A 24,300-nucleotide genomic window follows, 5' to 3' on the forward strand; every position below is an offset into this window, starting at 1 on the left:
ACTTTCCGGGGGTGCGGCCTCGCCCGGCCGCATCGTCCACGTGGAGCGAGATCCCCGGCCGTCCTGGCCGTCACCGCACGGGCACGCCCTCGTGCGGTTGCCGTACGTCGTGTACGGGCTGGGAGGCTCGCCCCAAGCCGGTGTCCCGACCGGCTTAGAAAGCGCTTGTCCGGACATTGGCAGACCAAGTCGGACGCCGTCAATCCTTCGCCGCCGCGGGCTCGGTCACGTTTTGGACTCCCCGGGCGACCGCGAGCCGGGCGGCGCCCACGACGGTGCCGGAGTCCCCGACCGTACTGCTGACCACCTCGGTCGGCCAGCTCAGCCGGTCCAGCTCCGCCCGCACACCGGGCACGAGCTGCGGGTCGGCACCCGTACTGCCGCCCAGCACGATCAGCCCCGGATCCAGCACGGCGGTCACCGCGGCGGCGATCCGGCCCACGTCGGCGGCGTGGTGGGCGACCACGGCGGCGGCCGTGGCGTGACCTTCCCCGGCGAGGGCGAAGAGCCGGTCGGCGGTCCGGGGGCAGGGGCCGTCGGTGTCCCGCCAGGCCTGCCTGGTGCGGCGCAGCAGGGAGCGCGCGCCGATCTGGCCCTCCAGCGCCTCGCGGCGCGGCTCGCGGCCCTCGTCCCAGGGGTAGGGCAGCCGTGCCACCTCACCGGCGGCACCGTTCGCGCCGCGCAGGACCTCGCCGCCGACGACGATGCCCAGGCCGACACCCACCCCGATCCGCAGATAGCCGAAGGTGCGGCGGCCGCGGGCGGCGCCCTCGTGCAACTCCGCGAGGGCCGCGCAGTTGACGTTGTTCTCCAGGTGGACGGGAACACCGGACGGCAGCGCGACGGCGATGGCGTCGAAGACGGGGCCGGCCTTCGCGGTCGCTGGGCGCATGCCGGCGCCCTCCAGGTCCCGGGTGGTGACGTCGCCGACGGCGACGACGATGCTGCGCAGCGGGGCGTTCGCGGGCAGCGCGGCGAGGGCCTCGCGCACGGCGTCGACGGCGTCCGCCCGGGGGCTGGTGGCCTCGGCGAGCAGGGTTCCGTCCAGGGCGCAGCCGTGGACCCGGGTCAGCGCGGGGCCCAGATCGACGGCGAGCACGGCCCCGGCGGCCGGGCCGAGCCGGTAGACGGCGGCGTTGCGGCCGGTTCCGCTGGAGGCGGTGCCGGAGTGGGCGGCGAGACCGGCGGCTTCGAGTTCGGCCACGGCCGAGGAGACGGTCGGCTTGGACAGGCCCGCGCCGGCCGCCAGCTGGGGGCGGGTCGCGGTGCCCGCCGCGGCCAGCACGGCGAACACCGCGCGGGCACTTTCGCTCAGGTTCATGCTCTCCCCCAGATCGTGCCGCAGCGGTCTGCTCACAAGGGTTGGTCGGCACCGGGATTCCGTGCCTCTTGACGCACTCTACTTCGTTAGTAAACTTCCTAACGAACTTCCGCGGCACACGCCGGCCGCGTTCCGTCAGAAGCCCGTCCCGGGGCTTCCCGAGGCCTTCCACTCCCGTTCCCCCAGGCACGGTTCGCCCGCCGTCGCAGCACAGCGCAACGACGAAAGAGGTTCCGTGCAGGACACCCCCTTCTCACGCCCTGTCGTGGTCGGCATCGACGTGGGCGGCACCAAGACCCAGCTGCGCGCCTTCATGGGCGAGGGCCAGGTCGCCGACCACGTGCGCACCAGCGGCGGCTGGCGGCCGCACGACCCCGTGGCCGCCGCCGAATGGCTGGCCGCACTGATCGCGGACGCGCTGCCGACGGGCGCGCGCCCGTCCGCCGTGGCCGTGGGCGGGCACGCCTGCGAGACACCACGGCAGTGCGACCTGATACGCATCGCGCTGCACCGCCACTTCGACGCGCCCGCGCTGGTCGTCGGCGACGCCGAGCTGCTCGTCCCGGCCGCCGGCCTGGACAAGGGTGTCGGCCTGGTCGCCGGCACCGGCTCGGTGGCCGTGGGCCGGCGCCCCGACGGCTCCGTCGTGCAGGTCGGCGGCTGGGGCGCGGTGCTCGGCGACGAGGGCGGCTCGGCCGGACTCGTGCGCGAGGCCGCGCGGGCCCTCTGGGCCGCGCACGACCGCGGCGAGGCACCGGACGCACTGGCGTCGGCACTGGTCGAGGCGTTCGGTGTCGCGGAGGTACCGGCGCTCGGAGCGGCTCTGGAGGCCGCCTCCGACGTCTCCGCGGAGTGGGGCCGGCACGCCCCGGCCGTCTTCGCCGCCGCCGAAGCCGGATCGCTCCTCGCCCGGGACGTGATCGCGGCCGGTGGCCGCTCTCTCGCCGCGCTCGTCGTCCGGCTCTCCGCCCGCGGGGTCGCCGCAGACGACGTGGTGATCGCGGGCAGCACCGTCCTCGCGCAGCCCCGGCTGTACGACGCCTTCACCGCCGCACTCGCCGAAGCCCTCCCCGGTGCCCGGCCGCGTCCCCTCCGGGTTCCCCCGGTCGAGGGCGCGATGGCGTTGGCGCGCTCGCTCCTGTGAACCGCGCCGCCCGCGTTCACCCGCGGGCCATGTCCCGGCCGCCGGGGCCTCGCCGACGGGACACGGCTTCCTCATAGATCTTCACTTGTTCAACTTTCGCTTGTTCGACTTTCTCCGCGCGAACCACAGGCCACAGGCCGGGCAACGGCCGCAGGGCCGCACAACACAAGAGAGAGGCACACGCATGCCGTCATCAGCCGGGCACCGCTCCCCCTCGCCGGCCCGCGGACGCGCCGTCGGCCGGCGCGGGTTCCTCAAGACCTCGCTCGGCGCCTCGGCGGGCGTGCTGACCGCGCCCACGTTCGCCGGCTGGCTGGCCGCCGCCGACGCCAAGGCCGCCACCGCGCCCGCGGCGTTCGTCGACGACTACAAGTCCAACGTCCCGGCGAACCTCACCCCCGACACCAACGCGGTGGTCCGGATCCTCGGCGGGTTCGCCCAGGTGTGGAAGACCGGCTCCGCGTGGAACACCGGCGCCGTGCTGCGGCCCGAGGTGCTGCGCGCCAACATGCGCTACTGCGCCCGGATCACGAAGGCGCGCACGGACGCCGAGGCGAAGGAGGCGTTCGTCTACGACCGGCAGCACCAGAGCTACGCGATGATCGCGGGCCTCGGCCCGCTGGCCGGCCTGTACAGGACGGGCGCCAAGGCGGTCACCTCGATCACCAGCGCGCCCGACGGCACCCCCGCGACCACCGTCAGCGACGCCGTGCCCGCCGGCGCCCCGGCCGGCTCCGCGCTCGGCGCGGGCTCCCACGACTCGGAGCTGGGCAAGGTGGCCGAGCTGGTCGACACCGTGCGCGGCCCGTACGCCTCCGGCAACCCGGCCAAGTACGCCTACCAGTACCCCCGGCCATGGCGCATGAACGAGGACAGCGAGGTCGTGGACACGGGGCGGACCGACGCGCTCGGCTACCCGGTGTACGACTCCGATGTGGTCGTCGCCCCGCAGCTGCTGCGCCAGCGCGGCACCTCCCCCACCGACGACGGCGGCTTCCCCAGCGGCCACACCAACGCCTTCCACCTGGCGGGCCTGGCGCTGGCGTACGCGGTGCCGGAGCGCTTCCAGGAGCTGGTGACCCGTGCCTTCGAGCTGAGCCACACCCGGATCATGGCGGGCATGCACTCCACCGTCGACGTCATCGGCGGCCGGATCATGGCCACCGCGCTGGCCGCCGCGACCCTCGCGGACCCGGCCAACGCGGCCCTCAAGCAGGCCGCGCGGGCCCAGGCGCTGGCGTACTTCGAGCAGCGGACCGGCACGGACGCCGACACCCTGTACTCCTACGCCCACGCGGCCGGCCGCGACACCGACCCGTACGCCGACCGGGCCGCCAACGCCCGCGCGGTCACGCCCCGGCTGACCTACGTCCTGACCCGGCAGGGCCACGGCGCGCCGCTCACCGTGCCCAAGGGCGCGGAGGTGCTGCTGGAGACCCGGCTGCCGTACCTGGACGCGGCGCAGCGGCGCGAGGTGCTGCGCACCACCGGACTGCCCGCCGGGTACGTCCTGCTCGACGGCTTCGAGCAGTGGGGCCGGCTGAACCTGTTCGCCGCGGCGGACGGCTACGGCGCCTTCGACTCCGACGTGAGCGTCACCCTCGACACGGCCGCCGGGGGCTTCTCGGCGGCCGACAGCTGGCGCAACGACATCGACGGGCGCGGCGGCCTGACCAAGCGGGGCACCGGCACGCTCACCCTGACGGGCCGCAACCGGTACTCGGGCGGGACCGTGCTGGCGGCGGGCACGCTGGTGGCGGGTTCGCAGGACGCCCTCGGGCACGGTGACCTGCGGGTCGCCGACGGCACGCTGCGGGTGGCCGAGCGGGTGCGGGTGCGCGGCCAGTACGGCCAGGACTCCGGCACCCTGGAGGTCACCCTGCGCGCGGGCCGCAAGGCGCCGCTGGCGGTGCAGCGGCGGGCGGTGCTGGGCCGGGGCAGCGTGCTGTCGCTGAGCCTGGACGCCGAGCGGCCGCCCGCCGCGGGCAGCACGGTGCCGGTGATCGACGTACCGCGGCTGCGCGGCCAGTTCGACCGCGTCGAGGTGAACTCCGACCGGCTGCGCGCCGTACCGCTGTATACGGCAGACGGTCTGTCGGTACGACTCGTGAGGCGGTGACGCGCCCGGTGGCGGGGGCGATGCGAGAGTAGGGCCATGAGGCGGCCCTCCGACCGCTCCCGCCACCGGCCGGCGCGGGACACCGCGGGGCGGACGATGACACGCGAACAGCACTCGGTCCTCGCACCGGAGGCCCCCGACCCGGCCGGTCCGGCGCCACGGGCGGCGCTGCCGGCCCGGGCGCGGCTGACCGCCGGCCTGCGCCGCCACCGGCGGTGGCTGGTGCCGCTGCTGGTGGCGCTGCTGCTCGCGCAGATGGCCGGCGCGATGGTGACGACGGCCGCGCGGCAGACGCCCACGATCGACGAGCCGGTGTACGTGGGCACCGCCACCGACTACCTGCGCGAGCACCGCGTGCGCTACAACCCCGAGCACCCGCCGCTCGGCAAGCTGGTGATCATGGCGGGGATCGCGGTGGCCGACCCGCGCTACGACGCCTCGTACCACGGTGACCAGGGCGAGGTGGGCCGCCATCTGCTCTACGAGTCCGGCAACGACCCCTGGCGGCTGATGCTGTGGGCCCGGCTGCCGGTGATCGTGCTGACCCTGCTGTTCGGGCTGGTCGTCCTCGCCTTCGCCCGCGAGGTCGTCGGTACGGTGGGGGGCCTGGCGGCCCTCGCGCTGTACGCCTTCTCCCCCGATGTGATCGCGCACGGCTCGCTGGCCACCCTCGACGTGCCGGCCGCCGGGTTCGTGCTGACCTCGGCGTGGCTGGTGTGGCGGGCGCGGCGCGGGCCCCGGCTGTACCTGCCGCTCGCGGGGGCGGCGCTCGGGGCGGCCTTGGCGACCAAGATGAGCGCGCTGCCGGCGATACCGGTGCTGATGCTGCTGGCCGTCCTGACCGTGTACCGGCGGGCCGGGGCCGATCGCCGCCGGGCCCTGGTGCGCGGGCTGGCCGGAGCGGCCGTCGTGGCGGTCGCCGCGATCGCCGTCGTGTGGGTGAGCTATCTGGCCGTCGACCCGCGGCTGCGCTTCGCGCCCGCCGACCCTGTGCCGGTCGTCCACGGGCTGCGCGGGCGCCTGGCCGGGCTGCTGCCGTTCCCGCGCGCGTACCGGGACGGGATGCTCGTGCAGTTCGCCTTCGAGGACCGCCCGTGGCAGGGCTATCTGTTCGGACGGCTCTATACCGGTTCGCTCTGGTACTACCTCCCGGCCGCCCTGCTGGTGAAGACCCCGCTCGGCATGCTGGCGCTGTGGGCGGCCGGATCGGTGGCCGTCCTGCGGGTGCGCAGGCTGCGGCCCGCGGCGCCGTACGTGCTGCTGCCGCCCGCCGTGCTGCTGGCCGCGGCGATGACCGGCTCACGCGACTTCGGCACCCGCTACGCCGTGTTCGTGCCGATGTTCCTGGCGGTCGGGGCGGCCTGTCTGCTCGCGGTGCGATGGCGGTGGGCGCCCGTGGTGACGGGGGCGCTGGTGCTGTTCGTCGCGGTGAGTTCCGTGCGGACGTTCCCGTACTACCTGCCGTACTCCAACGAGGTGTTCGGCGGGCCGGCGAAGACGCATCTGCGGCTGCACGACTCCAACGTGGACTGGGGGCAGGACCTGGGGCGGCTCGCCGACCGGCTGGCGCACCGCTATCGGGGCGAGCGGGTCTGGCTCGTGTACAAGGGCGCCGGGGTGCCCGCGTACTACGGCATCCACGCCGCCGATCCGCGCCGGGTGCCGCCGAGCGAGGTGCACGGGCTGCTCGTGGTGTCCGACTCGTCGGTCGCCAAGGCGCGCGGGCGACTGGCCGAACTGATCGACAGCAGCCGCCCGATCGACGACGTCGGTCATTCGATCACCATCTACCGGCGGTGACCGCGGCCGGCGCCGGCCGTCCCGCACGAGTTGTGTATTCGCTGTGCGGGAGGGGCTGTTGTTGCCGCGCAAGCCCTGGTCACCACGGTCCGTGAGCTATGTTGAGCTTCGTGGGAGACAAAGGAGGCGCACCGGTGCCATCGCCCCAGCAGGCACGCGCGCAGGCATCCGCGATCACCTCGACCTCGGGCAAGGCCGTCCCGGAGGCCGACGCGTCCCCGACCTCCCGGCTCCGCGAACTCTTCGACGGCCCCCGGCTGTCGCCCGGGCAGCGCCGTATCGCCCAGTACCTCATCGAGAACATCACCGAAGCCGCGTTCCTGTCGATCACCGACCTCGCCGACCGGGTCGGTGTGAGCCAGCCGTCCGTGACGCGGTTCGCCGCCGCGGTCGGCTTCAGCGGCTACCCGGCGCTGCGGGAGAAGCTCCAGTCGATCGCGCTGGGCACCCTCGCCGGCGGCCCGGTCGCGGCCGAGGAGAACCGCAGCAACGAACTCCAGGCGGCCGTCGACGCCGAGATCCAGAACCTGGAGAACCTGCGGCGGGACTTCGCCGATCCCGGCCGGGTGATCCAGGTCGGGCGCGAGCTGTCCCGGTCCACGCCGCTGACCGTGGTGGGCATGCGCATCTCCGTCTCCCTGGCCGAGTACTTCGCCTACGCCGCACGCCGTATCCACCCCGACGTACGGCTGGTGACCCGGGGCGGCAGCGTCGCCTTCGACGCGCTGCTCCAGTCGCGCGAGGCCGGTGGGACATGGGTGCTGGCCTTCGGCATGCCCCGGCACGCGCAGGAGACGCTGACCGCGATCCGGGTGGCGCGCGGGGCCGGCCTGAAGGTCGCCCTGATCACGGACCTCGCGCTCGGACCGCTGGTCGACGAGGCCGACGTCGCCTTCGCCACGGGCACCGGTTCCCGGCTGGTCTTCGACTCCTACGCCGCCCCGGGGCTGCTGGCCGCCGCGCTGCTCCAGGCCATGACCGACGCCGACCCCGAGCGCACCCAGGCGCGGCTGGAGGAGTACGAGCAGGTCGCCGACCAGCACCAGTTCTTTCTCAAGGACTGACCAAGGCCCCCGTGAGCGGGGGTCGTAGAGGGATCATTCACCTCAAAGCGCGCATGAATGTTTTCATACGTCTTGCAAAGCCGACGGCATATATAAATACTGCTCACGGATCGCACCCGGCCGACTCCGGGACCGTTCCGCACCCAAGGACTCACCTCGCACGTGCCCCGAGAAAGCCGACGGACCGCCCATGCGCACGCAAGCCCGCACGCCGCGCCGGCGAACCGACGTCCGGGGCCCCTGCACGGACATCCCCAGCCGCCGTCCCCTACCCGCGTCGGCGCCAGGGATGTTCGATCGGGCGTCTCCTGCACGAGCGCCCCTGGCGGCCCCGGTCATCCCCTAGGCCGGGGCCGCCCACCCCCGTCGGACCACCCCTCACGACGCCGCACACCCGGAAGCGATGACCATGACCCTCACGACCACGCGCACCCGCCCGGACTGGCCCTGCCAGGTCAAGACGCCCGGCAGCTACGACTGGGAGCGCTCGGCGGCCAGGTGGCTGCGCGAGCTGGTCCCGGCCCGCTACGGCAGCTACCCGGTGCTGATGCGCCACCCCGTGCTGCTCGCCCGGCACGCCCAGATCCAGGTCCAGCACGAGATCCGGGTGGCCCGGACCGCGCTCCAGACCGCGCGCGCCGAACTGCCCACGCTGGGCCTGCCCGAGTCGGTCATCGAGCACACGATCAAGATGTACGCGGCCGAGGTGCTCCAGCTCCAGCACATCGCCCGCAGCGTCCGGGCGGTCACCGAGGCGCTGGTCGGGCACAGCACCGGCCGCTGACCAGGCGCACAGCACCGGCCGCTGACCAGGCACGACGGACACGCCGGCCCGTACCGGGCGCTCGATCGCCCGCTCGCCCCGCGGGCCGCCGTCCGCCCCGGGCACACCAGCGCGCCCCCTCGGGCGCACGGCCGCGGGAACTCCGGTCCGCCGCAGGTGTGATCCGACCGGCTCCGGTGTGCAATGCTCGTTCGCGTGACGAGCGAGCCCGCGCCTCCCCCGCAGACCGGCGGCGTCCCCGACCTGGCGGCGCTGGCCAGGATCGTGGCCAGGCAGCGCGCGGAGATGGACCGGCTCCAGGACCTGGCGGCTACGTCGGCCGTCGTGGAGCGGGCCAAGGGCGCCCTGATGGCGCTCACCGGCTGCTCGCCCGACCATGCCCACGAGGAACTCGTCCACCGCGCCAAGGCCGGGAGCCGCACCCTCATCGAGGAGTGCTGGCTGACCCTCGGCGCCTTGATGCCGCCACTGGAAGACTTCGACGACGCGGCGCGCTCGGCCGGGCACACGGGGCCGCGCGCGGTGGCGGCCGCGGATGACGGGAAGGACCCGGCCCCGGCGGCCCGGGCGGTCACCGCTGTCCCGGTCCGGACCGGCGCCGCTCTGCCGGCCGCCGGGCCCGACGACCGTTCCGAGGCGCTGGGACGGCTCGGCAAGGCGCTGGTGCGGGTGGGCACGCCGCAGGAGCTCGCGGTGCGCCTGCTGGAGGGGCTCGGGCCGGAGGTGGGGGCCGACGCCGTACTGCTCTTCAGGCGGCTGCCGGAGGGCGGGCTCGAACTGATCGGGCACGCCGGTGTGGGCGACACCCTGGCCGCCCAGTGGCACCGGGTCCCTCCGCTCGACGGAGTCGCCCCGCTGCACGCCCTGCAGAACCGGGAGCCGTGCTGGCTGGAAGACCTGGCCGCGGACCGGTCGCGCTACCTGCTGATGGGGGACCCGCCCGAGCGGTGGCGGTCTCGTGCCTGGCTGCCCGTGTCGACCGGGCAGACGGCCGATGTGGCGCTCGGGGTGCTGCGCGGACGCGATGAACCCTTCGCGCCCCGCACCCGCGAGTTCCTGCTGGCCGTGGCCCGGCTATGCGCCGGACGGCTGCGCGCCTTCGACTCGCCCCGGGAGGATGCCACCCCGAGCGTCGCCGACGCCGTGCAGGCCGTGTTCGACGTGCTCCCGGGCGCGGCGGTCCTGCTCACCCCGCTGCGTTCACCGTCGGGCGACGTGGAGGACTACCGCATCGACGCCGCGACCCCGGACTCGATCGACGTCCTGGAGCGCACCGGACGCGAGCTGATCGGCCTGCGCATCCTGGAGTGCTACCCGTCCGTCGCGGGCGAGCCCCTGTGGCAGGGGTACCTCTCGGCGCTCACGACCGGGGAACCGTACGAGGGTGAGCCTTTCGCGTACCAGGAGATGACGGCCGAGGTGCCGCAGACCGTCACCTACTCGGTGCGGGCCGCACGGCTGGGCGACGGGCTGGTGGTCAGCTGGATCCGGCACGACCCCTCCGAGCGCCAGGAGCAGCGGCTGGCGGACGTGCAGCGGCTCGGCAAGCTCGGCTGGGCGAACTGGAACCTGGTGACCTACGAGGCCCTGTGGTCGGTCCAGGCGTACTCCGTCCTCGGCCGGGACCCCGCACGCGGCCCCGTCGCCCTGGAGCACCTGCCGGATCTGGTGCTGCCGGAGGACGCCGCCGCCGTCTCGCGTGCCGTCACCGGCATCGTCCGCGACGGACGTCCGTTCGACGTGCCGTTCCGGATCAGGACCGCGTCGGGGGTCCGGCACCTGCGGGCGGTCGCCGAGGCGGTGGCGGACCAGGACGGCACCCCCGTCGAGGTGCACGGGTTCGTCCAGGACCTCACCGCACAGCGCAGCGCCGAACTGGCGCTGGTGGAGAGCGAGCGGGCGGTGCTGATGCAGCGCGGCATCCTCCAGGCGGAACGGGCGATGGCCGTCCGGCTCCAGCACGCGCTGCTGCCGCTGCCGAGCAAGCCGGTCCAGCTGGCCGGGCTGCGGGTCGACGTGGCCTATGTGCCCGCACAGTCGGAGATCCACGTCGGCGGCGACTGGTTCAGCGCCATCGAACTGCCCGACCGCAACGCGCTGTTCGTGGTCGGCGACGTGGCGGGGCACGGCATCGGCGCCGTCGCCACCATGGCCCAGCTCCGCTTCACCGCGAAGGGCATGGTCAGCACGGGTTCGTCGCTGACCGGTGCGCTGGCCCGGCTGAACATGCTGTTGCTGCACTCCCGGGACAGCCACGGCACCGCGACCATGGTCCTGGCCCGCTATGAGCCCGAGGGGCGCCGGCTGGCCTGGGCCCAGGCGGGTCATCCGCCGCCGCTGCTGCTGCGCGGGGGCGAGGCCCGCTTCCTCGACCGGCCCGACGGCATGCTGCTCGGCGCGTCCGCCTCGCCCGCGTACCACGCCGCCGAGTGCCGCCTGGAACCGGGCGACCGCCTGCTCCTGTACACCGACGGCCTGGTCGAACGGCCCGGCGAGGGCATCGACGCGGGCCTCGCCCGACTGGCCGCGGCCGTCCTCGCCCAGGACACCGACGGACCCGGCGCCCTGGAGTCCCTCCTCACCTCGATGCTGGAGGGCGAACGACGCGACGACGTATGCGTACTGGACATACGGGTACCGCCCGACACGACCTGAGCCACGACGCCCGGCCGACGGGAGCCGAGCGCCGGCCGGACCAGGACCGACCGACGCCCCCGGCGTGAAGAACGGCGAGCGGACCGCGTGACCGGCCGCCGCCGGCCGGGGCAGGGGCGAACGGCCCGGCGAGAGCCTCGACCCGGGCCTCGCCCGGCCCGCCGTGGCTTGCCGGACGGCGGGCGGACGACGAGCCCGGATTCGGTGCGCGACGAGGTCTGCGCACCGAGCATACGAGTGCCGACTCACACGGCCTCCGGCGTGAAGGACGGCGGGCGGACCCCGTGACCGGCCGCCGCCGGCCGGGGCAGGGGCGAACGGCCCGGCGAGAGCCTCGACCCGGGCCTCACCCGGCCCGCCGTGGCTTGCCGGACGGCGGGCGGACGACGAGCCCGGAGTCAGCCTCGGGCGTCCGAGAGGATCAGCCCCGGTCGGTCAGGCCGTGTTCGATCGCCAGGCGGGTCAGGTCGGATCTGCGCCGGGAACCTGTCTTCTCGCCGATGCGGTCGAGGTGGGAGTGGACGGTGTGGGTGCTGATGGAGAGCCGGCGGGCGATCTCCTGGTCCGTCGCGCCGCCCGCGAGGAGGCCGAGCACCTCCCGCTCCCGGTCCGTGAAATGGGGGGACGTCCTGAGCAGGTGGCCGGCGGGCACGGACACGTAGCCGCGGCCCGAACCCACGCACCGGATCGCCGTCAGCAGCTCCTCCCCCTCGGCGTGCCGGCTCAGATAGCCGCTGGCACCCGCCCGGATCACCCGGACGGCGTCGATCTGCGGCGACGAGGACACGACGATGACGGCGTGCCCCCGCTCCCGCAGGTCCGCCACGGCCGCGGTGAGTGCGGCGGGGGGCTCCTGGAGGTCCATGAGGACCACTTCCGCGCCCCGCAGATCACCGTTCGCGACCTCGATCGAGGGCACGGTGACGACCAGCCGGAGATCGGGCGCGGTCGCCACCAGGTGGGAGACGCCGTGCCGGAAGACCGGGCAGTCTCCGATGACCGCGATGCGCACGCGCGTGGCCGGTCCCGCCCCCGCGGCCCGGAGGCCACCGCTCATGGGCATCTCCGATCTCGCGCGGACGTCCTGCCCTCAGCGTGGGGCGGAAGCTCGGAGCGGGCGCGCCGGACTGACCCGTCCGGGGGACGGGGCAGGGTCCGTGGTCGTCGTCGTGGGGTGCCGGTACGAGCGGGTGCCGGGCCGGGTCAGTCCACCGGGTGACCCGGTTCGATGGCAAGCGCGTCGCCGAGTCGCAGCAGGCTCCCCGCGCGCCGCTCGCCCCACCGCACGGGGTCGAGGAGGAAGCCGACGTGGTCCCCGCCGTCGACGCGCCCCACCACGGTGCCGACGAACCAGGCCGCCACGTCCTGGAGGACGACCGCTCCGCCGTGGCCCGGCGTCCAGGGCACGCGGGCGAACTTGTCGACCCGGTCGCCGGTCTCCCCGCCGAACAGGGCCGCCACCTCGTACTGCTCGCGGGTCAGCAGGTGGACGGCGAGGCACTCGGCGTCGAGGGCGACCCGGTAGGTGTGGTTGACCTTGGACAGCCACACCACGAACCGCACGGGGTCGAGCGAGCACTGCGAGGAGAACCCGACCAGACAGCCCGAGCGCTCCCCGCCCGCCGCGGCCGTGACCACGCACATGTCCGGGTCGAGCCGGCGGGTGAACACATCGAGGTCCGTCATGCCCCACGGGTGCCCCCGGTCGCCCCCGCCTCACCCGGTGGTGAGGCTGGTACGGGACTCCAGGGAGCGGCGGGTGTCGTTGCCGTAGACGCCGGTCTCGTCGCCGCTGATGCCGTACCAGAGCTGGAAGCGGGCCACCGCCGCGGTGAGTTCGGCGTCATAGGTGCCGCTGGTGGAGCCGCCGCGGTAGACGTCCGGGACGCGCAGCAGGCGTTGCTCCAGTTCGGTGACCTCGGGGCCGCTGTCGCCCTCGCGGAGCGTGCCGGCACCGTCGGGGTCGGCGGTGCCGACGGCGGTGGGCGCGGTGCCGGCCGACTTGGCGGGGGCGGCGGAGGTGGCCGGCGCGGAGGGCTGCGCGGCGGAGGCGGTGTCCTGGCGGCCGGGCAGCAGCAGGGCGCAGGCGAAGCCGACCAGCGCGGCCGCGGTGACGGCGATTACGACGGCCGCGCGGCGCAGCCCCGGGCCGAATCCGAAGGCGCCGGTGCGACGCGCGGCGGACCGCGACCGCCCGGGCGGGGCGTCGGCCCGCGCCTTGTCGGCGACGCGGGGCAGTTCCTGGGTGTCGTCCTCGACGGGCGGCCCCGCCCAGTCCTCCGGGCCGGACGGATCCGCGAAGTCGTCCGCGCTGGACGGGCGCGCGGAGGCACCGGTGGCCGACGGACCCGCGAAGTCGTCCGAGCCGGACGGCCCCGGCGAGGTCTCCGGCCGGGCCGCGTCCTGCTCCATCTCCCGCATCAGCTCGGCGAGCGCGTCGAGCCGGCGGGGACGCAGGACGCGGATGGGTTCGAGGACCGGGCCACGGCTCGGCCCGCCCTGATCGTGCGGTGTCGACACAAGCGCTCTCCTTCCGTCCCCGAGCAGAGATACGCACGCACCGCCCCCGGAGTTCAGAAAGCACTCAGTTCCCCCGAAGCCGCACTGAGTGCCATGAGACCCGGACGAGTGCTACGTTCACGTCCATGAGCTCCAGCAGCGCGGCGGCGGCCGCGAAGCCGCCCATGCGGGACGCCCTGGTGGCGGCGGCCTTCCGGCTGTTCCTGGAACGCGGCTACGAACAGACCACGGTGGACGACATCGTGGCCCTCGCGGGGGTCGGCCGGCGCTCGTTCTTCCGCTACTTCCCCTCCAAGGAGGACGTGGTCTTCCCCGACCACGAGCGCTGCCTGTCCGACATGACCGCCTTCCTGGCCGCCGGCGGCGAGGAGCACGAGCCGGTGCGGCGGGTCTGCGACGCGGCCCGGCTGGTGCTGCGGATGTACGCGGAGAACCCCGACTTCTCCGTGCAGCGCTACCGGCTCACCAAGAAGGTGCCGGGGCTGCGCGCGTACGAACTGTCGGTGGTCTGGCGCTACGAGCGGGCGCTCGCCGAGTATCTGCGCGGCCGCTTCGCCGGCCGGCCCGAGGGTGCGCTGCGGGCCGACGTGATCGCGGCGGCGGTGGTCGCGGCGCACAACAACGCGCTGCGCTCCTGGCTGCGTTCGGGCGGCGAGAGCGACGCGAGCGCGACGGTGGACCACGCGCTGGGGTACGTGCAGTCCGCCTTCGGCCGGCCCTCCGTGGTGGTGCCGGGCGAGCAGCGGTCCGAGGACGTGATCGTGCTGGTCTCCAGGCGCGGGGCGCCGCTGTGGCGGGTGGTGCAGGAGCTGGAGTCCGCGCTCGGCCGGGGCTGATCCGGTACGTGCCCCGGAACCCTACACAAATTGGGGGTACGGAGTGCCTTTACGAGTGGCACTGAGTGCCATACTCTGTCGGCGTGCACGGTGGCACGGTGAACCGGGCACGCGTGTGCGCGGCCGGTGCCGGGCACGCGGATTCCGGCCGAGCGCAGGGAGTTGACCAGCGTGTACCACCATTCAGGAAGCTCCGCTCGTCCGGCGGGCGGCTCCGCGACCGGCGTCCTCGACCCCCAGGCCGCGGACTCGGGCGCCCTCGTCTTCCAGCGCTGCAACTGGTGCGGCACCGCCATGTACCACCGGCTGCTGTGTCCGGTCTGTCAGGGCAGCGACCTGCGCACCGAGCGCAGCGAGGGCGTGGGCACGGTCCGCCACTCGACCGTGGTGCACCGCAACACGCCCGCCGCGCGCAATGTGTCCCTGATCGAGATGGCCGAGGGCTTCGTGGTCCGGGGACGGGTGATGGGGCCGCCCATCGGCATCCACAGCGGGGACCGTGTGCAGTTGTCCACGGCGAAGGACCCGGTGCGGAGCGAGCCCGTCTTCCAGTTGCTCGACGAGCCGTACCGCGCCTGGCGCTGACGTCTCCCCTCCGGGTTCGACCACTGAGGACATCGACGACCACCGCGGATCACCGCGGATCACCGCGGGATTCACCTCCGCCTCACAGGCAACCCGCAGTCGCCTCTTCCCGTCCTCCGGAACGCGAGGGGCCCCCGGGACGGCCGGGGTGCCCGAACTCGGCGTCCGAGGAGGGGAACAGTGGTCCGTGCCCGGCGAATATGGGTCACCGCCGCGGTGTTACTCGCGGTGGCGGCAGGATCTCCAGGGCTGGCACAGGCTCGACAGCGGGCAGGCGCAGGGCCGTCGGTGAACGCGGCCGACGAGGGGCTGCCACCGGGCTGGCGCATCGCCGGTGCCCGCTCGGCACCGGAGCTGGTGTGGCGGTCGGCCGCGCGGGTGCCCATGGGCGACGCGCGCGTGGAGTTCCGTACCGCGGGACGGTTGCTGGGCGTTCCGGCGCCGGGGAAGGACGGGCACAGTTTCCGGCTCGGCCTCGACGGCGCGCGGCCGGCCGACCTGAAGAACCTTCAAGTGTGGTCGGGCGGGCGGCGGCTGGACGCGGGGGCGGACACCGCGGCACAGGACCCCGGCACGGCGGCGGCCCGGCTCCCCGCCCCGCTGCCCGCGAACGGCGTCGACCCCGGCAAGCCCGGCCGGTACCGGACCGTGACCGGCGAGTACACGCTCAAGTCGGTACGGATCCCCGGCTTTTCGGAGCCGGTCGAGATGAAGGGCGTGGTCGTGGCGCCGTCCGGGGCCACCGGGCGCAGGCCGCTGGCGCTGTTCCTGCACGGACGTCACTACACCTGCTACGCCGCGAACGGCGACGCCACCGGCGACTGGCCCTGCAAGAGGGGCACCAAGCCGGTGCCCAGCCACCGCGGCTACCTGCGCGACCAGAAGCTGCTGGCCTCGCAGGGCTATGTGACGGTGTCGATCTCCGCCAACGGCATCAACGGCCAGGACTGGGCCGCCGAGGACGGCGGCGCGCAGGCCCGTTCGTCGCTGGTGCGGCTGCACCTGGCGCGGTGGGCCGACTGGGCCGAACACCCTGGTACCGCGCCGGCGGTGGTCCGTGACGCGCCGCGCGCCGATCTGTCCCGCGTCCTGCTGGTCGGGCACTCCCGGGGCGGCGAGGGTGTCAACCGGGCCGCGATGGACAGTCTCTACCCGCCGCCCGCGGACCAGGACGGCTACCACGGCCCGGTGCGCTGGCACATCAGCGGCACCGCACTGATCGGCCCCACCGTCTTCGGCCAGAACCCGGTCGCCGACGTGCCGTCGGTGTCGGTCCTGCCCGGCTGCGACGGTGACGTCTCCGACCTCCAGGGCGAGGTGTACGTCGACGGCACCCGCGGGGTCAGCCGGGGCGCCGCCCTGCACAGCGCGGTCTACGTGATCGGCGCCAACCACAACTTCTTCAACACCGAGTGGACGCCGGGGCAGGCGCAGGCCCCCGCCGAGGACGACTTCGGGGACGACCCGGACCACCCGGACCCGGTGTGCAAGAAGGGCGCGGCCACCCGGCTGACCGCGAACCAGCAGCACAAGGCGGGCTCCACCTACATCGCGGCCGCCGCCCGGCTGTTCGTCGCCGGCGACGACCGGGTGCGTCCACTGCTCGACGGTTCGGGCCGGCGGGCCCCGTCGGCGGACCCGGCGCGGGTGCTCAGCCACGCGGTCGGCGCGAACCGGGGTGCCCGGTTCCTGCCGGACGACCCGGCCGGCCAGGTCCTCGTGTCCGGCGCGCGGCTGTGCTCCGCGGTCGACCCCGCTCCGGCCGTCGCCTGCCTCGGCCGGAACACCAAGGGCAGTTCGCCGCACTTCGCCATGTGGGAGACGGGGAAGGAGTCCGGTCGGCACGCGGTCGCGCTGCGCTGGACGTCGTCCGGTTCCCCGGCGCGGATCGGCACCGCCCGGCCCGTCTCCCTCGGCGGCGCCAAGGCGCTGGCGCTGCGGGTCATCGTCCCGCCGAACACCTCCGGGACGCAGCTGGACGTGGCTCTCACCGACGCCTCCGGCCGCACCGCGACGCTCGGCCGGGTGCGGGTGGACGGGCTGCCCGGCAGTGACCGGACCGCGTCGTACTGGGCGCGCGAACTGCACGTGCCGCTGGCGGCGGCCGGCCGCGCCGGGCTCGACCTGCGCCACGTCAAGTCCCTGCGGCTGACGCCGCGTTCACGGTCGGGGCAGGCCTGGCTGATGGACGCCTGGGGCTGGCGGCCCGGCACACCGGCGGCGGGCACTGCGAAGCTGTCGCGCGTGGACGTCGGCCGGACCACGGTCGACGAGGGCGACTCGGGCGTGCGCACCTACCGGGTGCCGGTCCAGGTGTCCGGGCAGGGCAGCGGCCAGGTGCGCGTGTACGTCGTCGACCCGGCCACCGGGCAGGCGAAGGACCGGCTGGTGACGGTCCGGCCCGGCGGTCACGACATCGACGTACCGGTCAAGGTCGAGGGGAACACGCGGTACGGCGCCGACGTGCCGCACGACATCCTGGTCAAGGCGGTGAAGGGCACGGTCGTCGGCTCCCACCACGGTGGGATCACCGTCCACGACGACGACCCCGCGCCCAGGATCACCGTGACCCCGGTGGCCGGCCGGGTCACCGAGGGGCAGGCCCTGAAGTGGCGGGTCTCCCTGTCGGAGGCCGCCGACGTGGACCTGGGGACGGCGTTCGCGGCGGTCCCGGTCTCCGGGACGGAGCTGTCCACCAAGGACGTCGACCCGGCGTGGCTCAGGGACACCTCGGGCGCGTCGCCGGACCCGGAGCGGCCGCTGTCCAAGGTGGACGGCCTGTACCTGTGGGTGGACGTCCCGGCGGGCAAGCTGAGCACCGACGTGACCCTGCCCACTGTCAAGGACCGGGTCGCGGAGTCCGCTGAGACGGTGCGCTTCCAGCAGCTCGACGAGCAGGGCGACCCGCAGTCCGGCGGGCTGGTCCTGGACGGCACCGTGCTGGACGCCTCGTAACGGCGTACGCACACGTACGGCACGTACGGCACACCGGCGGGGTCGCGGCGCACGAGCCGCGGCCCCGTCGGCCTTTCGCGGCCCGCTCCGTCAGGGCGTGAGGGTGACCGTGATGCCCACGGTCCCCTCCCGCCCCCGGCGCAGCCGGCTGCCCAGCAGTGTCAGGCGGCCGGCGATGCCGTACTTGCGGGCGATGAGGCCCCGGTAGCGCTCGGCCGTGGCCGCGTCGCCGATCTCCGCGGTGGCGGGAACCTGGTCGCCGGTCGGCCGGCCGCGCACGTCGCAGGGGCCGACGAGGACGTCCGGGCGGCGGCGGATGCGCTTGACCTTCCAGGAGTCCGCGACCGTCCAGACGCCGAGCGCGGCCCCGTCCCTCACCACCCAGACCGGAGTGGCGACCGGGGAGCCGTCCTTGCGGTAGCTGGTGACGAGCAGGTACTTGCCCGCGGAGAGCCGATCCAGCGACGAGTCGTCCATACCCGCAGTCTAGGAGGACGCCGCCGGGCCGAGCAGGGCGAGATAGCGGCGGGCGAAGAGGTAGGCGTCGCCCGGCCAGCGCGCCGACAGGTAGTTACCGTCCTGCACGGTGAAGGCGTGCGTGTCGTCGTCCGCGGTGCCGCGCCGGGTGAGCTCCCGGGGTCCACGCGCGAACTGCCGGGCCGGGTCGTCGAGGGCGGAGCGCACTTCGTCCTCGACGTAGGCGGGGTAGGTGCGGTAGTAGCGGCCCAGCCGCCAGGCGGTGGTCCAGTAGGCGGAGCGTTCCATGTACTTGGGCAGGCAGGTCGTGCGCCGTCCCGCGAGCACGCTGCGGCCGGTCGCCGGGTCCTCGGTGCGGGCCGCCACCAGGACGCCGTGGCAGATCGCTCCGACGGGACGGTCCAGCGTCCAGAACCGGGCGACCTGGGAACGCAGTACGGCCGAGCCGAGGTACTGCCGCATGCCGGGTGCGTGTCCGCCCGGCAGCAGCAGGCCGTCGAAGTCGGCCACGTCCACGTCCGCCCAGCCCTGTGTGGCGGTGAACTCCGGTGCCGCGCACAGCGCTTCGTAGAACCGTTTGGGCTCGTCCGCCGCGCCCAGCTGCCCGAACAGGACGCCGGTGAGCAGCCGGGGGTCGGCGGCGGGCCGGGTCCCGGCGTGTTCGGTGGCGAAGACGACCTCGTGCCCCGCGTGGGTCAGCAGCCGCCAGGGCACGGCCACCTCGGTCACGTCGAAGTCCCGGTCGGGGAGCGGCATCAGCACGCGCATGGGCCCATCATGTCAGGACCGCGTCACCCGAGCGGCACCCGCCGCCCGAGCACCGCCGTCATCCGAGCGCCGCCGCCATCCGCCGCACCCCTTCCGTGATCACCTCCGGTGAGGTCGCCAGGTTCAGCCGTACGTGCCCGGCTCCGCCCGTGCCGAACGGGATGCCGGAGCTGAGGGCGACCCGGCCACGCTCCAGGAAGACCTCCGCCGGGTCGTCCCCCAGGCCGAGGGCCCGGCAGTCGAGCCAGGCCAGGTAGGTGGCCTCGGCGGGGCGGTGCCGGATCGCGGGCAGGTGCTCGGCCAGCAGCCGGGCGAGCAGCCGCCGGTTGTCGTCGAGGCCGGCCAGCAGGGCGTCCAGCCAGGGCGTGCCGTCCCGCAGGGCGGCCGTGTGGGCGATGACGCCGACATGGCTCGGGCCGTGGCTCACCTCCTCGGGCAGCCGGGCCAGGTCGGCGGCGGCCGACGGTCCGGCGACGGCCAGCGCGGCCTTGAGCCCGGCCAGGTTCCAGGCCTTGGACGCCGACATCAGCGACAGGCCGTGCTCCCCGCCCGGCACGCTCAGATACGGCACGAAGGCGGCGCCGGCGGCGACCACCGGGGCGTGGATCTCGTCGGCCACGACCCGCACGCCGTACCGTGCGGCGAGCGCGGCGACGGCGGCCAGTTCCTCGGCGGTGTGCACCGTACCGGTCGGGTTGTGCGGGCTGCACAGCAGGTACGCGGCCCGCCCGCCGCCGGCGACCGCCGTACGGAAGGCCTCCTGAAGGACACCGAGGTCGATCCGCAGCCCCGCACCGAGCGGGGCCTCCACCACGCGCCGGTCCATGTGCGTGACGAACTGGAAGAACGGCGGATAGACCGGCGGGTTGACCACCACCGGGTCACCGGGCCCGGTGACCAGTTTCAGCATCTCGACGACGCCCAGCATCACGTCGGGCACGATCGCGGTGCGTTCCACGGCGAGCCCGTCCCAGCCCCACCGCCCGTCGGCGAACGCGGCCAGCGCCTCGGCGTAGGCGGTGCCCGCCGGATAGCCGGTGTCACCGAGTTCCAGCGCGTCGGTGACGGCGCGGACCACGGCCGGGGCGAGCGGCACGTCCATCTCGGCGACCCACATCGGCAGCACGTCCTCGGGATAGGTGCGCCATTTCATGCTCGTACGACATCGGAGGCGGTCGAGGGTGAGCACGCGCAGGGGGTCGGGTTCGCCCGGTGTGCCGTGCGGGGTGCTGGTCATGAGGCCAAGATAGGCGGCCCGGGGCGCGACCCGGTACGGGGCGGGGCCGCCGCGTGCCGTGCAAAGCGCCGGACGACCGGCGGAGATCAACTCCGGCGTCTAGATTGCCTTTTGACCCCTGTACCACTCATCAGGCCCACAGGAGCTGACCGAAGTGACCGAGAACCCGGCAGTCACCAACGACGTCGCCGTGTCGCTGCGCGCCCGCATCAACACCGACCAGCCGCACACGGCCAGGATCTGGAACTACTGGCTCGGCGGCAAGGACAACTACGAGGTCGACCGCGCGGCCGGTGACCAGATCCGCGCGCTGCACCCGGGGATCGGGGAGTACGCCCGCGCTGACCGGCTGTTCCTGGGGCGGGCCGTGCGGCATCTGGCGGGTGACGTCGGCATCCGCCAGTTCCTGGACATCGGCACCGGCCTGCCCACCGCCGACAACACGCACGAGGTCGCCCAGCGTGTCGCCCCCGAGAGCCGGATCGTGTACGTCGACAACGACCCGCTGGTCCTCGCCCACGCGCGGGCCCTGCTCACCAGCACTCCCGAGGGCCGCACCGACTACCTCGACGAGGACCTGCGCAATGTCGACGCGATCTTCGAGCACGCCGCGAAGACGCTGGACTTCGGCGAGCCGGTCGCGCTGATGCTGCTCGGCGTGGTCATCTTCGTCGGCGACGACGAGGATCCGTACGGCCTGGTCCGGCGGCTGGTGGACCGGTTGCCCGCCGGCAGCCACCTGGTGCTGTCGCACACCGTCACCAGCCCGGCGATGCCCGACGTGGACGAGGCGGTGAAGTTCTGGAACGAGCACGGTACGCCGAAGCTCACCCAGCGCACCCCCGAGGACGTCGCCCGCTTCTTCGACGGCCTCGACCTGCTGGAGCCGGGCGTGGTGTCCTGCTCGCGCTGGCGCCCGGAGCACGCCCACGGGGCCGAGCCGGAGGAGGTGGCCATGTTCGGCGGGGTGGGCCGCAAGAGCTGACCGAAGAAGATCACCGGTGCGGTGAACGCCCTCGCCCCGGGCCACGTATGAAGGACAGGGCGCTCAACGACCGGAGGGCCCCGCGGTGTTGTCCAGGCACCGCGCGTTCGGGGTTCGGGAGCCATGCGATGAGGCACGCACGACGACGGGTCGTCCGGCGGGTGACACAGCTGGCGGCGGTCGGCGGACTCCTGCTGGGAGGCGTCATGGTCACCCAGGCCATGGCGAGTGAGACTCCCGGCACGTCCGCCGCGCCGTTCAGTACGGCGGAGCGGGCCGGGAACACCGGCACCGCGCTGGTGGCGAAGCTCGGCACCTCCCGTACGGCGGGCAGCTGGATCGGCGCGGACGGGAATCCGGTCGTCGCGGTCACCGACGACAAGGCCGCGGCCATGGTGAAGAAGGCGGGGGCCGAGCCGAAGGTCGTCGACCACAGCATGAACGAGCTGAAGTCGGCCACCGCCGCACTGCGTGCGGCGCCCCGCGTGGCCGGCACGGCGTGGTCCGTGGACTACAAGACCAACGAGGTCGTGGTGCAGGCCGACAAGACCGTGTCGGCCGCCGACTGGAAGCGGCTGTCCAAGGTGGCGAAGGGCATCGGCGGCTATGTGCGCATGGAGCGCACCCAGAACACCTTCACCACCCGCCTCAACGGGGCGCAGCCGATCCTGTCGACCACCGGCCGCTGCTCGGCGGGCTTCAACGTCACCAACGGCAAGAGCGACTTCATCCTCACGGCGGGCCACTGCGGTCCCTCCGGGTCCACCTGGTTCGCCGACAACCAGGGCAACCAGCAGCTGGGTACGACGCTCCAGAGCAACTTCCCCGGGAACGACTTCTCCCTCATCCAGTACGCGTCCGGGAAGGCCGGGGACGGTGCCGACGTGGTCGCCATCGGCAACGGCAACGGCGTCCGGATCACCGGCGCGGCCGATCCCACGGTCGGGCAGCGGGTGTTCCGCAGCGGCAGCACGAGCGGGCTGCACGACGGGACGGTGACCGGGCTCAACGCGACCGTGAACTACCCCGAGGGCACCGTCACCGGCCTGATCCAGACCAATGTGTGCGCCGAACCGGGCGACAGCGGCGGCCCCATGTTCTCGGAGGGCATCGCGCTGGGCGTGACCTCGGGCGGCAGCGGTGACTGCACGGCGGGCGGTACGACCTTCTTCCAGCCGATCACCAAGGCCATGTCGGCGCTCGGCGTCCAGCTGATCGTGTCGGCGCAGAACGCCACGGGCGGCCAGAACGCCCCGTCCGCGCCTTCGTCCTCGGCCACCCAGAGCGCCGTCGCGCCCAGCGCCGCCTCCCCCGGCTCGTCGGCCCCGGCCACCGGGACCGCGCAGGGGACCACCTTCCTGTCCAGCCTCACCGACACCAGGAACGTCGGCCCCGGCCTGCTGGTGATCGCGGGCAGCCTGATCGCGCTGGTCGCGACGCGCTACATCCGCTCGGAGCAGGACCGCAGGGCGTACCAGCGGTACTACTCGGCGACCTGGGGCTGACGAAGAAGGGCACCCGTGTGCTCACGGGTGCCCTGGACGGTGCCGGAGGGGTCGGCGGATCAGGCCGCGTGGTCCGACGGAGGAGCGGCGGCGGCCCACTCCATCACGAGCCGCTGGTACTCCTCGCGCTGCTCGGTGGTCAGTGTCCCGCCCGACCGGAGCCACAGGGCCCGGATCTCCTCGTTGACCTCCGCGGCCGATCGCTCGGAGGCGGCTTCAACAGTGGTGGACATGGTGTGAAGCATATGCCGATCGACGTGAAGGCGCCGTGAGTAAGTACGGGGAATCCGGACATTACGGACCGTGTTACTCGTCACGTCAAGAGAGCTCAAGAGAGCGGAGAGCTACGGCGAGTTCAGCTCCCGACGCCGCCGAGCACCAGCACCTGGATCGCCGGCACGGCCGCCCCCCGCGCCCAGTCGTGGAAGTCGGAGACCTTCGTCTCCAGCGCGACCGGCGCGGCCAGCGGATGGCGGCCCGCCCCGATGCCCTCGTGCACCGCCGTGCCGGCCACGTCCATCAGCCCGACCCCTTCCCCGGCGAGCAGGATCTTCTGTGGCATCACGAAGTTGGCGATCTGGGCGACCAGCGTGCCGAGCGCCCGCGCCGCCTCGTCGATCACCCGCGCGGCCATCGGCTCCCCGTCGGCGGCGCGGGCGAGGATCTCCTCGTACGTCGCGTCGCGGCCGGTGGCGGCCCGGATCTGGTAGCGGATGCTGGGGATCGTGAGGAGGGACACGGCGCTGCCGCGCGCGCCGTCCGGGGTGAGCGGCCCGTGGGGCTGGATGATCCAGTGGCGCCCGAAGCCGTGGTCCTCCTCGGCGTGGGGCACCCGCTTGCCGCCGAGCACCAGCCCGTAGCCGATGCCGGCCCCGATCGTCAGCACCACGAAGCGGTCGAGGCCGCGGCCCGCCCCGAACCACGTCTCGGCCTCCACTAGGGCGGCGACGTCGTTCTCGACCACCACCGGCAGCCCGGTGCGCTCCCCCACCAGCCGGGCCAGGGGCACGTCCCGCCAGCCCAGGTAGGGCGACTCGCCGACCACGGCGCGCTCCCGCACCAGGCCCCCCACACCGATGCCGATGCCCGCGAGCGGGGCGGGGGCGCCGGCGGCGAGCTCGGCCGCCATCGCGGCCAGCACGTCGGCCACCTCGGCGGGGTCATGACCGGTGAGCGGGCGGTCGAGCCGGGCGACGACCTCGCTGCGCAGCGTGGTGACGACGCCGTAGACCATGTCGCCGGTGACCTTGAACCCGAGGAAGGCCCGGGATCCGGCCACGATGTCCAGGGGCTGCGAGGGGCGCCCCTGCCGGGTCCGGTCCGCGGTGCCCGCCTCGGGCGCCTCGACCAGCAGCCCGGACTCGGTCAGCGGTTTGGTCAGCCGGGTGAGGCTGCCCGCCGAGAGGTGCAGCCGTCGGGCGAGCTCGGTGCGCGAGAGGGGGCCGTGGACGAGCACCTCGATCGCCACGGAGCGCTCCGCGGGGCTCAGTGGGTGCCATCCGAGGCTCGTGGATTGTTTTTGCATCAGAAATAAGTCTGCCATCC

Annotated in this window: 20 protein-coding genes; 11 read left to right on the top strand and 9 right to left on the bottom strand. The window is 74.0% G+C overall.

All coding sequences use genetic code 11. The features are described from left to right. Window positions 1–199: 199 nt before the first annotated feature. Window positions 200–1,321, bottom strand: a complete 1,122-nt coding sequence (locus ACFY01_RS00515) for an ROK family protein (protein WP_390733398.1) — start codon at window positions 1,319–1,321, stop codon at window positions 200–202. 235 nt (window positions 1,322–1,556) lie between these two features. Here ACFY01_RS00515 and ACFY01_RS00520 point away from each other — a divergent pair, with 235 nt between their 5' ends. The 6 genes from ACFY01_RS00520 to ACFY01_RS00545 all read left to right on the top strand — a co-directional run bounded on the left by ACFY01_RS00520 (window position 1,557) and on the right by ACFY01_RS00545 (window position 10,887). Beyond that, the gene (locus ACFY01_RS00520; RefSeq protein ID WP_390733399.1) at window positions 1,557–2,465 is read left to right on the top strand and encodes an N-acetylglucosamine kinase; all 909 of its coding nucleotides are present in this window, start codon (window positions 1,557–1,559) and stop codon (window positions 2,463–2,465) included. Window positions 2,466–2,649: 184 nt separating this feature from the next. Continuing rightward, a complete protein-coding gene (locus ACFY01_RS00525; protein ID WP_390733400.1) occupies window positions 2,650–4,584 on the top strand; it encodes a phosphatase PAP2 family protein in 1,935 nt (644 codons plus the stop codon). 96 nt (window positions 4,585–4,680) lie between these two features. Beyond that, window positions 4,681–6,384: a phospholipid carrier-dependent glycosyltransferase gene (locus ACFY01_RS00530; RefSeq protein ID WP_390734012.1), complete on the top strand. Its 1,704-nt coding sequence runs from the start codon at window positions 4,681–4,683 to the stop codon at window positions 6,382–6,384. A 134-nt stretch (window positions 6,385–6,518) separates the two neighbouring features. Continuing rightward, window positions 6,519–7,448 carry a MurR/RpiR family transcriptional regulator gene (locus tag ACFY01_RS00535; RefSeq protein WP_390733401.1) on the top strand — a complete coding sequence of 310 codons (930 nt, stop codon included), beginning with the start codon at window positions 6,519–6,521 and terminating at the stop codon, window positions 7,446–7,448. Between the two features lie 403 nt (window positions 7,449–7,851). Beyond that, complete coding sequence (locus ACFY01_RS00540; protein WP_390733402.1) at window positions 7,852–8,232, top strand: hypothetical protein; 381 nt, start codon at window positions 7,852–7,854, stop codon at window positions 8,230–8,232. A 195-nt stretch (window positions 8,233–8,427) separates the two neighbouring features. Further along, a complete protein-coding gene (locus tag ACFY01_RS00545) occupies window positions 8,428–10,887 on the top strand; it encodes a SpoIIE family protein phosphatase (protein WP_390733403.1) in 2,460 nt (819 codons plus the stop codon). 421 nt (window positions 10,888–11,308) lie between these two features. Here ACFY01_RS00545 and ACFY01_RS00550 read toward each other — a convergent pair whose 3' ends face one another. The 3 genes from ACFY01_RS00550 to ACFY01_RS00560 all read right to left on the bottom strand — a co-directional run bounded on the left by ACFY01_RS00550 (window position 11,309) and on the right by ACFY01_RS00560 (window position 13,407). Continuing rightward, entirely contained in the window at window positions 11,309–11,944 is a 636-nt protein-coding gene (locus ACFY01_RS00550; RefSeq protein WP_390733404.1) for a LuxR C-terminal-related transcriptional regulator, read from the bottom strand. A 146-nt stretch (window positions 11,945–12,090) separates the two neighbouring features. After that, the gene (locus ACFY01_RS00555) at window positions 12,091–12,573 is read right to left on the bottom strand and encodes a flavin reductase family protein (protein ID WP_390733405.1); all 483 of its coding nucleotides are present in this window, start codon (window positions 12,571–12,573) and stop codon (window positions 12,091–12,093) included. Between the two features lie 30 nt (window positions 12,574–12,603). Next, window positions 12,604–13,407, bottom strand: coding sequence for a peptidoglycan-binding protein (locus tag ACFY01_RS00560; RefSeq protein WP_390733406.1), 804 nt, complete (start codon window positions 13,405–13,407; stop codon window positions 12,604–12,606). A gap of 125 nt (window positions 13,408–13,532) precedes the next feature. Here ACFY01_RS00560 and ACFY01_RS00565 point away from each other — a divergent pair, with 125 nt between their 5' ends. The 3 genes from ACFY01_RS00565 to ACFY01_RS00575 all read left to right on the top strand — a co-directional run bounded on the left by ACFY01_RS00565 (window position 13,533) and on the right by ACFY01_RS00575 (window position 17,783). Beyond that, on the top strand, window positions 13,533–14,243 hold the full coding sequence (locus ACFY01_RS00565) for a TetR family transcriptional regulator (protein ID WP_390733407.1): 711 nt from the start codon (window positions 13,533–13,535) through the stop codon (window positions 14,241–14,243). A 171-nt stretch (window positions 14,244–14,414) separates the two neighbouring features. After that, a complete protein-coding gene (locus ACFY01_RS00570; protein ID WP_390733408.1) occupies window positions 14,415–14,828 on the top strand; it encodes a Zn-ribbon domain-containing OB-fold protein in 414 nt (137 codons plus the stop codon). Window positions 14,829–15,008: 180 nt separating this feature from the next. Beyond that, a complete protein-coding gene (locus ACFY01_RS00575; RefSeq protein WP_390733409.1) occupies window positions 15,009–17,783 on the top strand; it encodes an alpha/beta hydrolase family protein in 2,775 nt (924 codons plus the stop codon). A gap of 90 nt (window positions 17,784–17,873) precedes the next feature. On the opposite strand, the gene ACFY01_RS00580 is transcribed toward ACFY01_RS00575, so the two are convergent. Genes ACFY01_RS00580 through ACFY01_RS00590 form a run of 3 tightly spaced genes read right to left on the bottom strand, consistent with a single transcriptional unit; the run spans window position 17,874 to window position 20,265 of the window. Next, on the bottom strand, window positions 17,874–18,260 hold the full coding sequence (locus ACFY01_RS00580; RefSeq protein ID WP_390733410.1) for a PPOX class F420-dependent oxidoreductase: 387 nt from the start codon (window positions 18,258–18,260) through the stop codon (window positions 17,874–17,876). 9 nt (window positions 18,261–18,269) lie between these two features. Further along, window positions 18,270–19,028, bottom strand: coding sequence for a type 1 glutamine amidotransferase domain-containing protein (locus ACFY01_RS00585; RefSeq protein ID WP_390733411.1), 759 nt, complete (start codon window positions 19,026–19,028; stop codon window positions 18,270–18,272). A 58-nt stretch (window positions 19,029–19,086) separates the two neighbouring features. Further along, window positions 19,087–20,265 carry a MalY/PatB family protein gene (locus tag ACFY01_RS00590; protein ID WP_390733412.1) on the bottom strand — a complete coding sequence of 393 codons (1,179 nt, stop codon included), beginning with the start codon at window positions 20,263–20,265 and terminating at the stop codon, window positions 19,087–19,089. 154 nt (window positions 20,266–20,419) lie between these two features. Here ACFY01_RS00590 and ACFY01_RS00595 point away from each other — a divergent pair, with 154 nt between their 5' ends. Beyond that, entirely contained in the window at window positions 20,420–21,250 is an 831-nt protein-coding gene (locus tag ACFY01_RS00595) for an SAM-dependent methyltransferase (RefSeq protein WP_390733413.1), read from the top strand. A gap of 128 nt (window positions 21,251–21,378) precedes the next feature. Then, window positions 21,379–22,755, top strand: a complete 1,377-nt coding sequence (locus ACFY01_RS00600; RefSeq protein ID WP_390733414.1) for a S1 family peptidase — start codon at window positions 21,379–21,381, stop codon at window positions 22,753–22,755. A 59-nt stretch (window positions 22,756–22,814) separates the two neighbouring features. On the opposite strand, the gene ACFY01_RS00605 is transcribed toward ACFY01_RS00600, so the two are convergent. Together ACFY01_RS00605 and ACFY01_RS00610 are read right to left on the bottom strand one after the other, a co-directional pair. Next, a complete protein-coding gene (locus ACFY01_RS00605; RefSeq protein ID WP_390733415.1) occupies window positions 22,815–23,000 on the bottom strand; it encodes a hypothetical protein in 186 nt (61 codons plus the stop codon). A gap of 110 nt (window positions 23,001–23,110) precedes the next feature. Next, on the bottom strand, window positions 23,111–24,280 hold the full coding sequence (locus ACFY01_RS00610) for an ROK family protein (protein WP_390733416.1): 1,170 nt from the start codon (window positions 24,278–24,280) through the stop codon (window positions 23,111–23,113). Window positions 24,281–24,300 lie beyond the last annotated feature (20 nt).

Origin of the sequence: Streptomyces sp. NPDC001480, from assembly GCF_042894725.1 — a bacterium.
Lineage (GTDB): Bacteria > Actinomycetota > Actinomycetes > Streptomycetales > Streptomycetaceae > Streptomyces.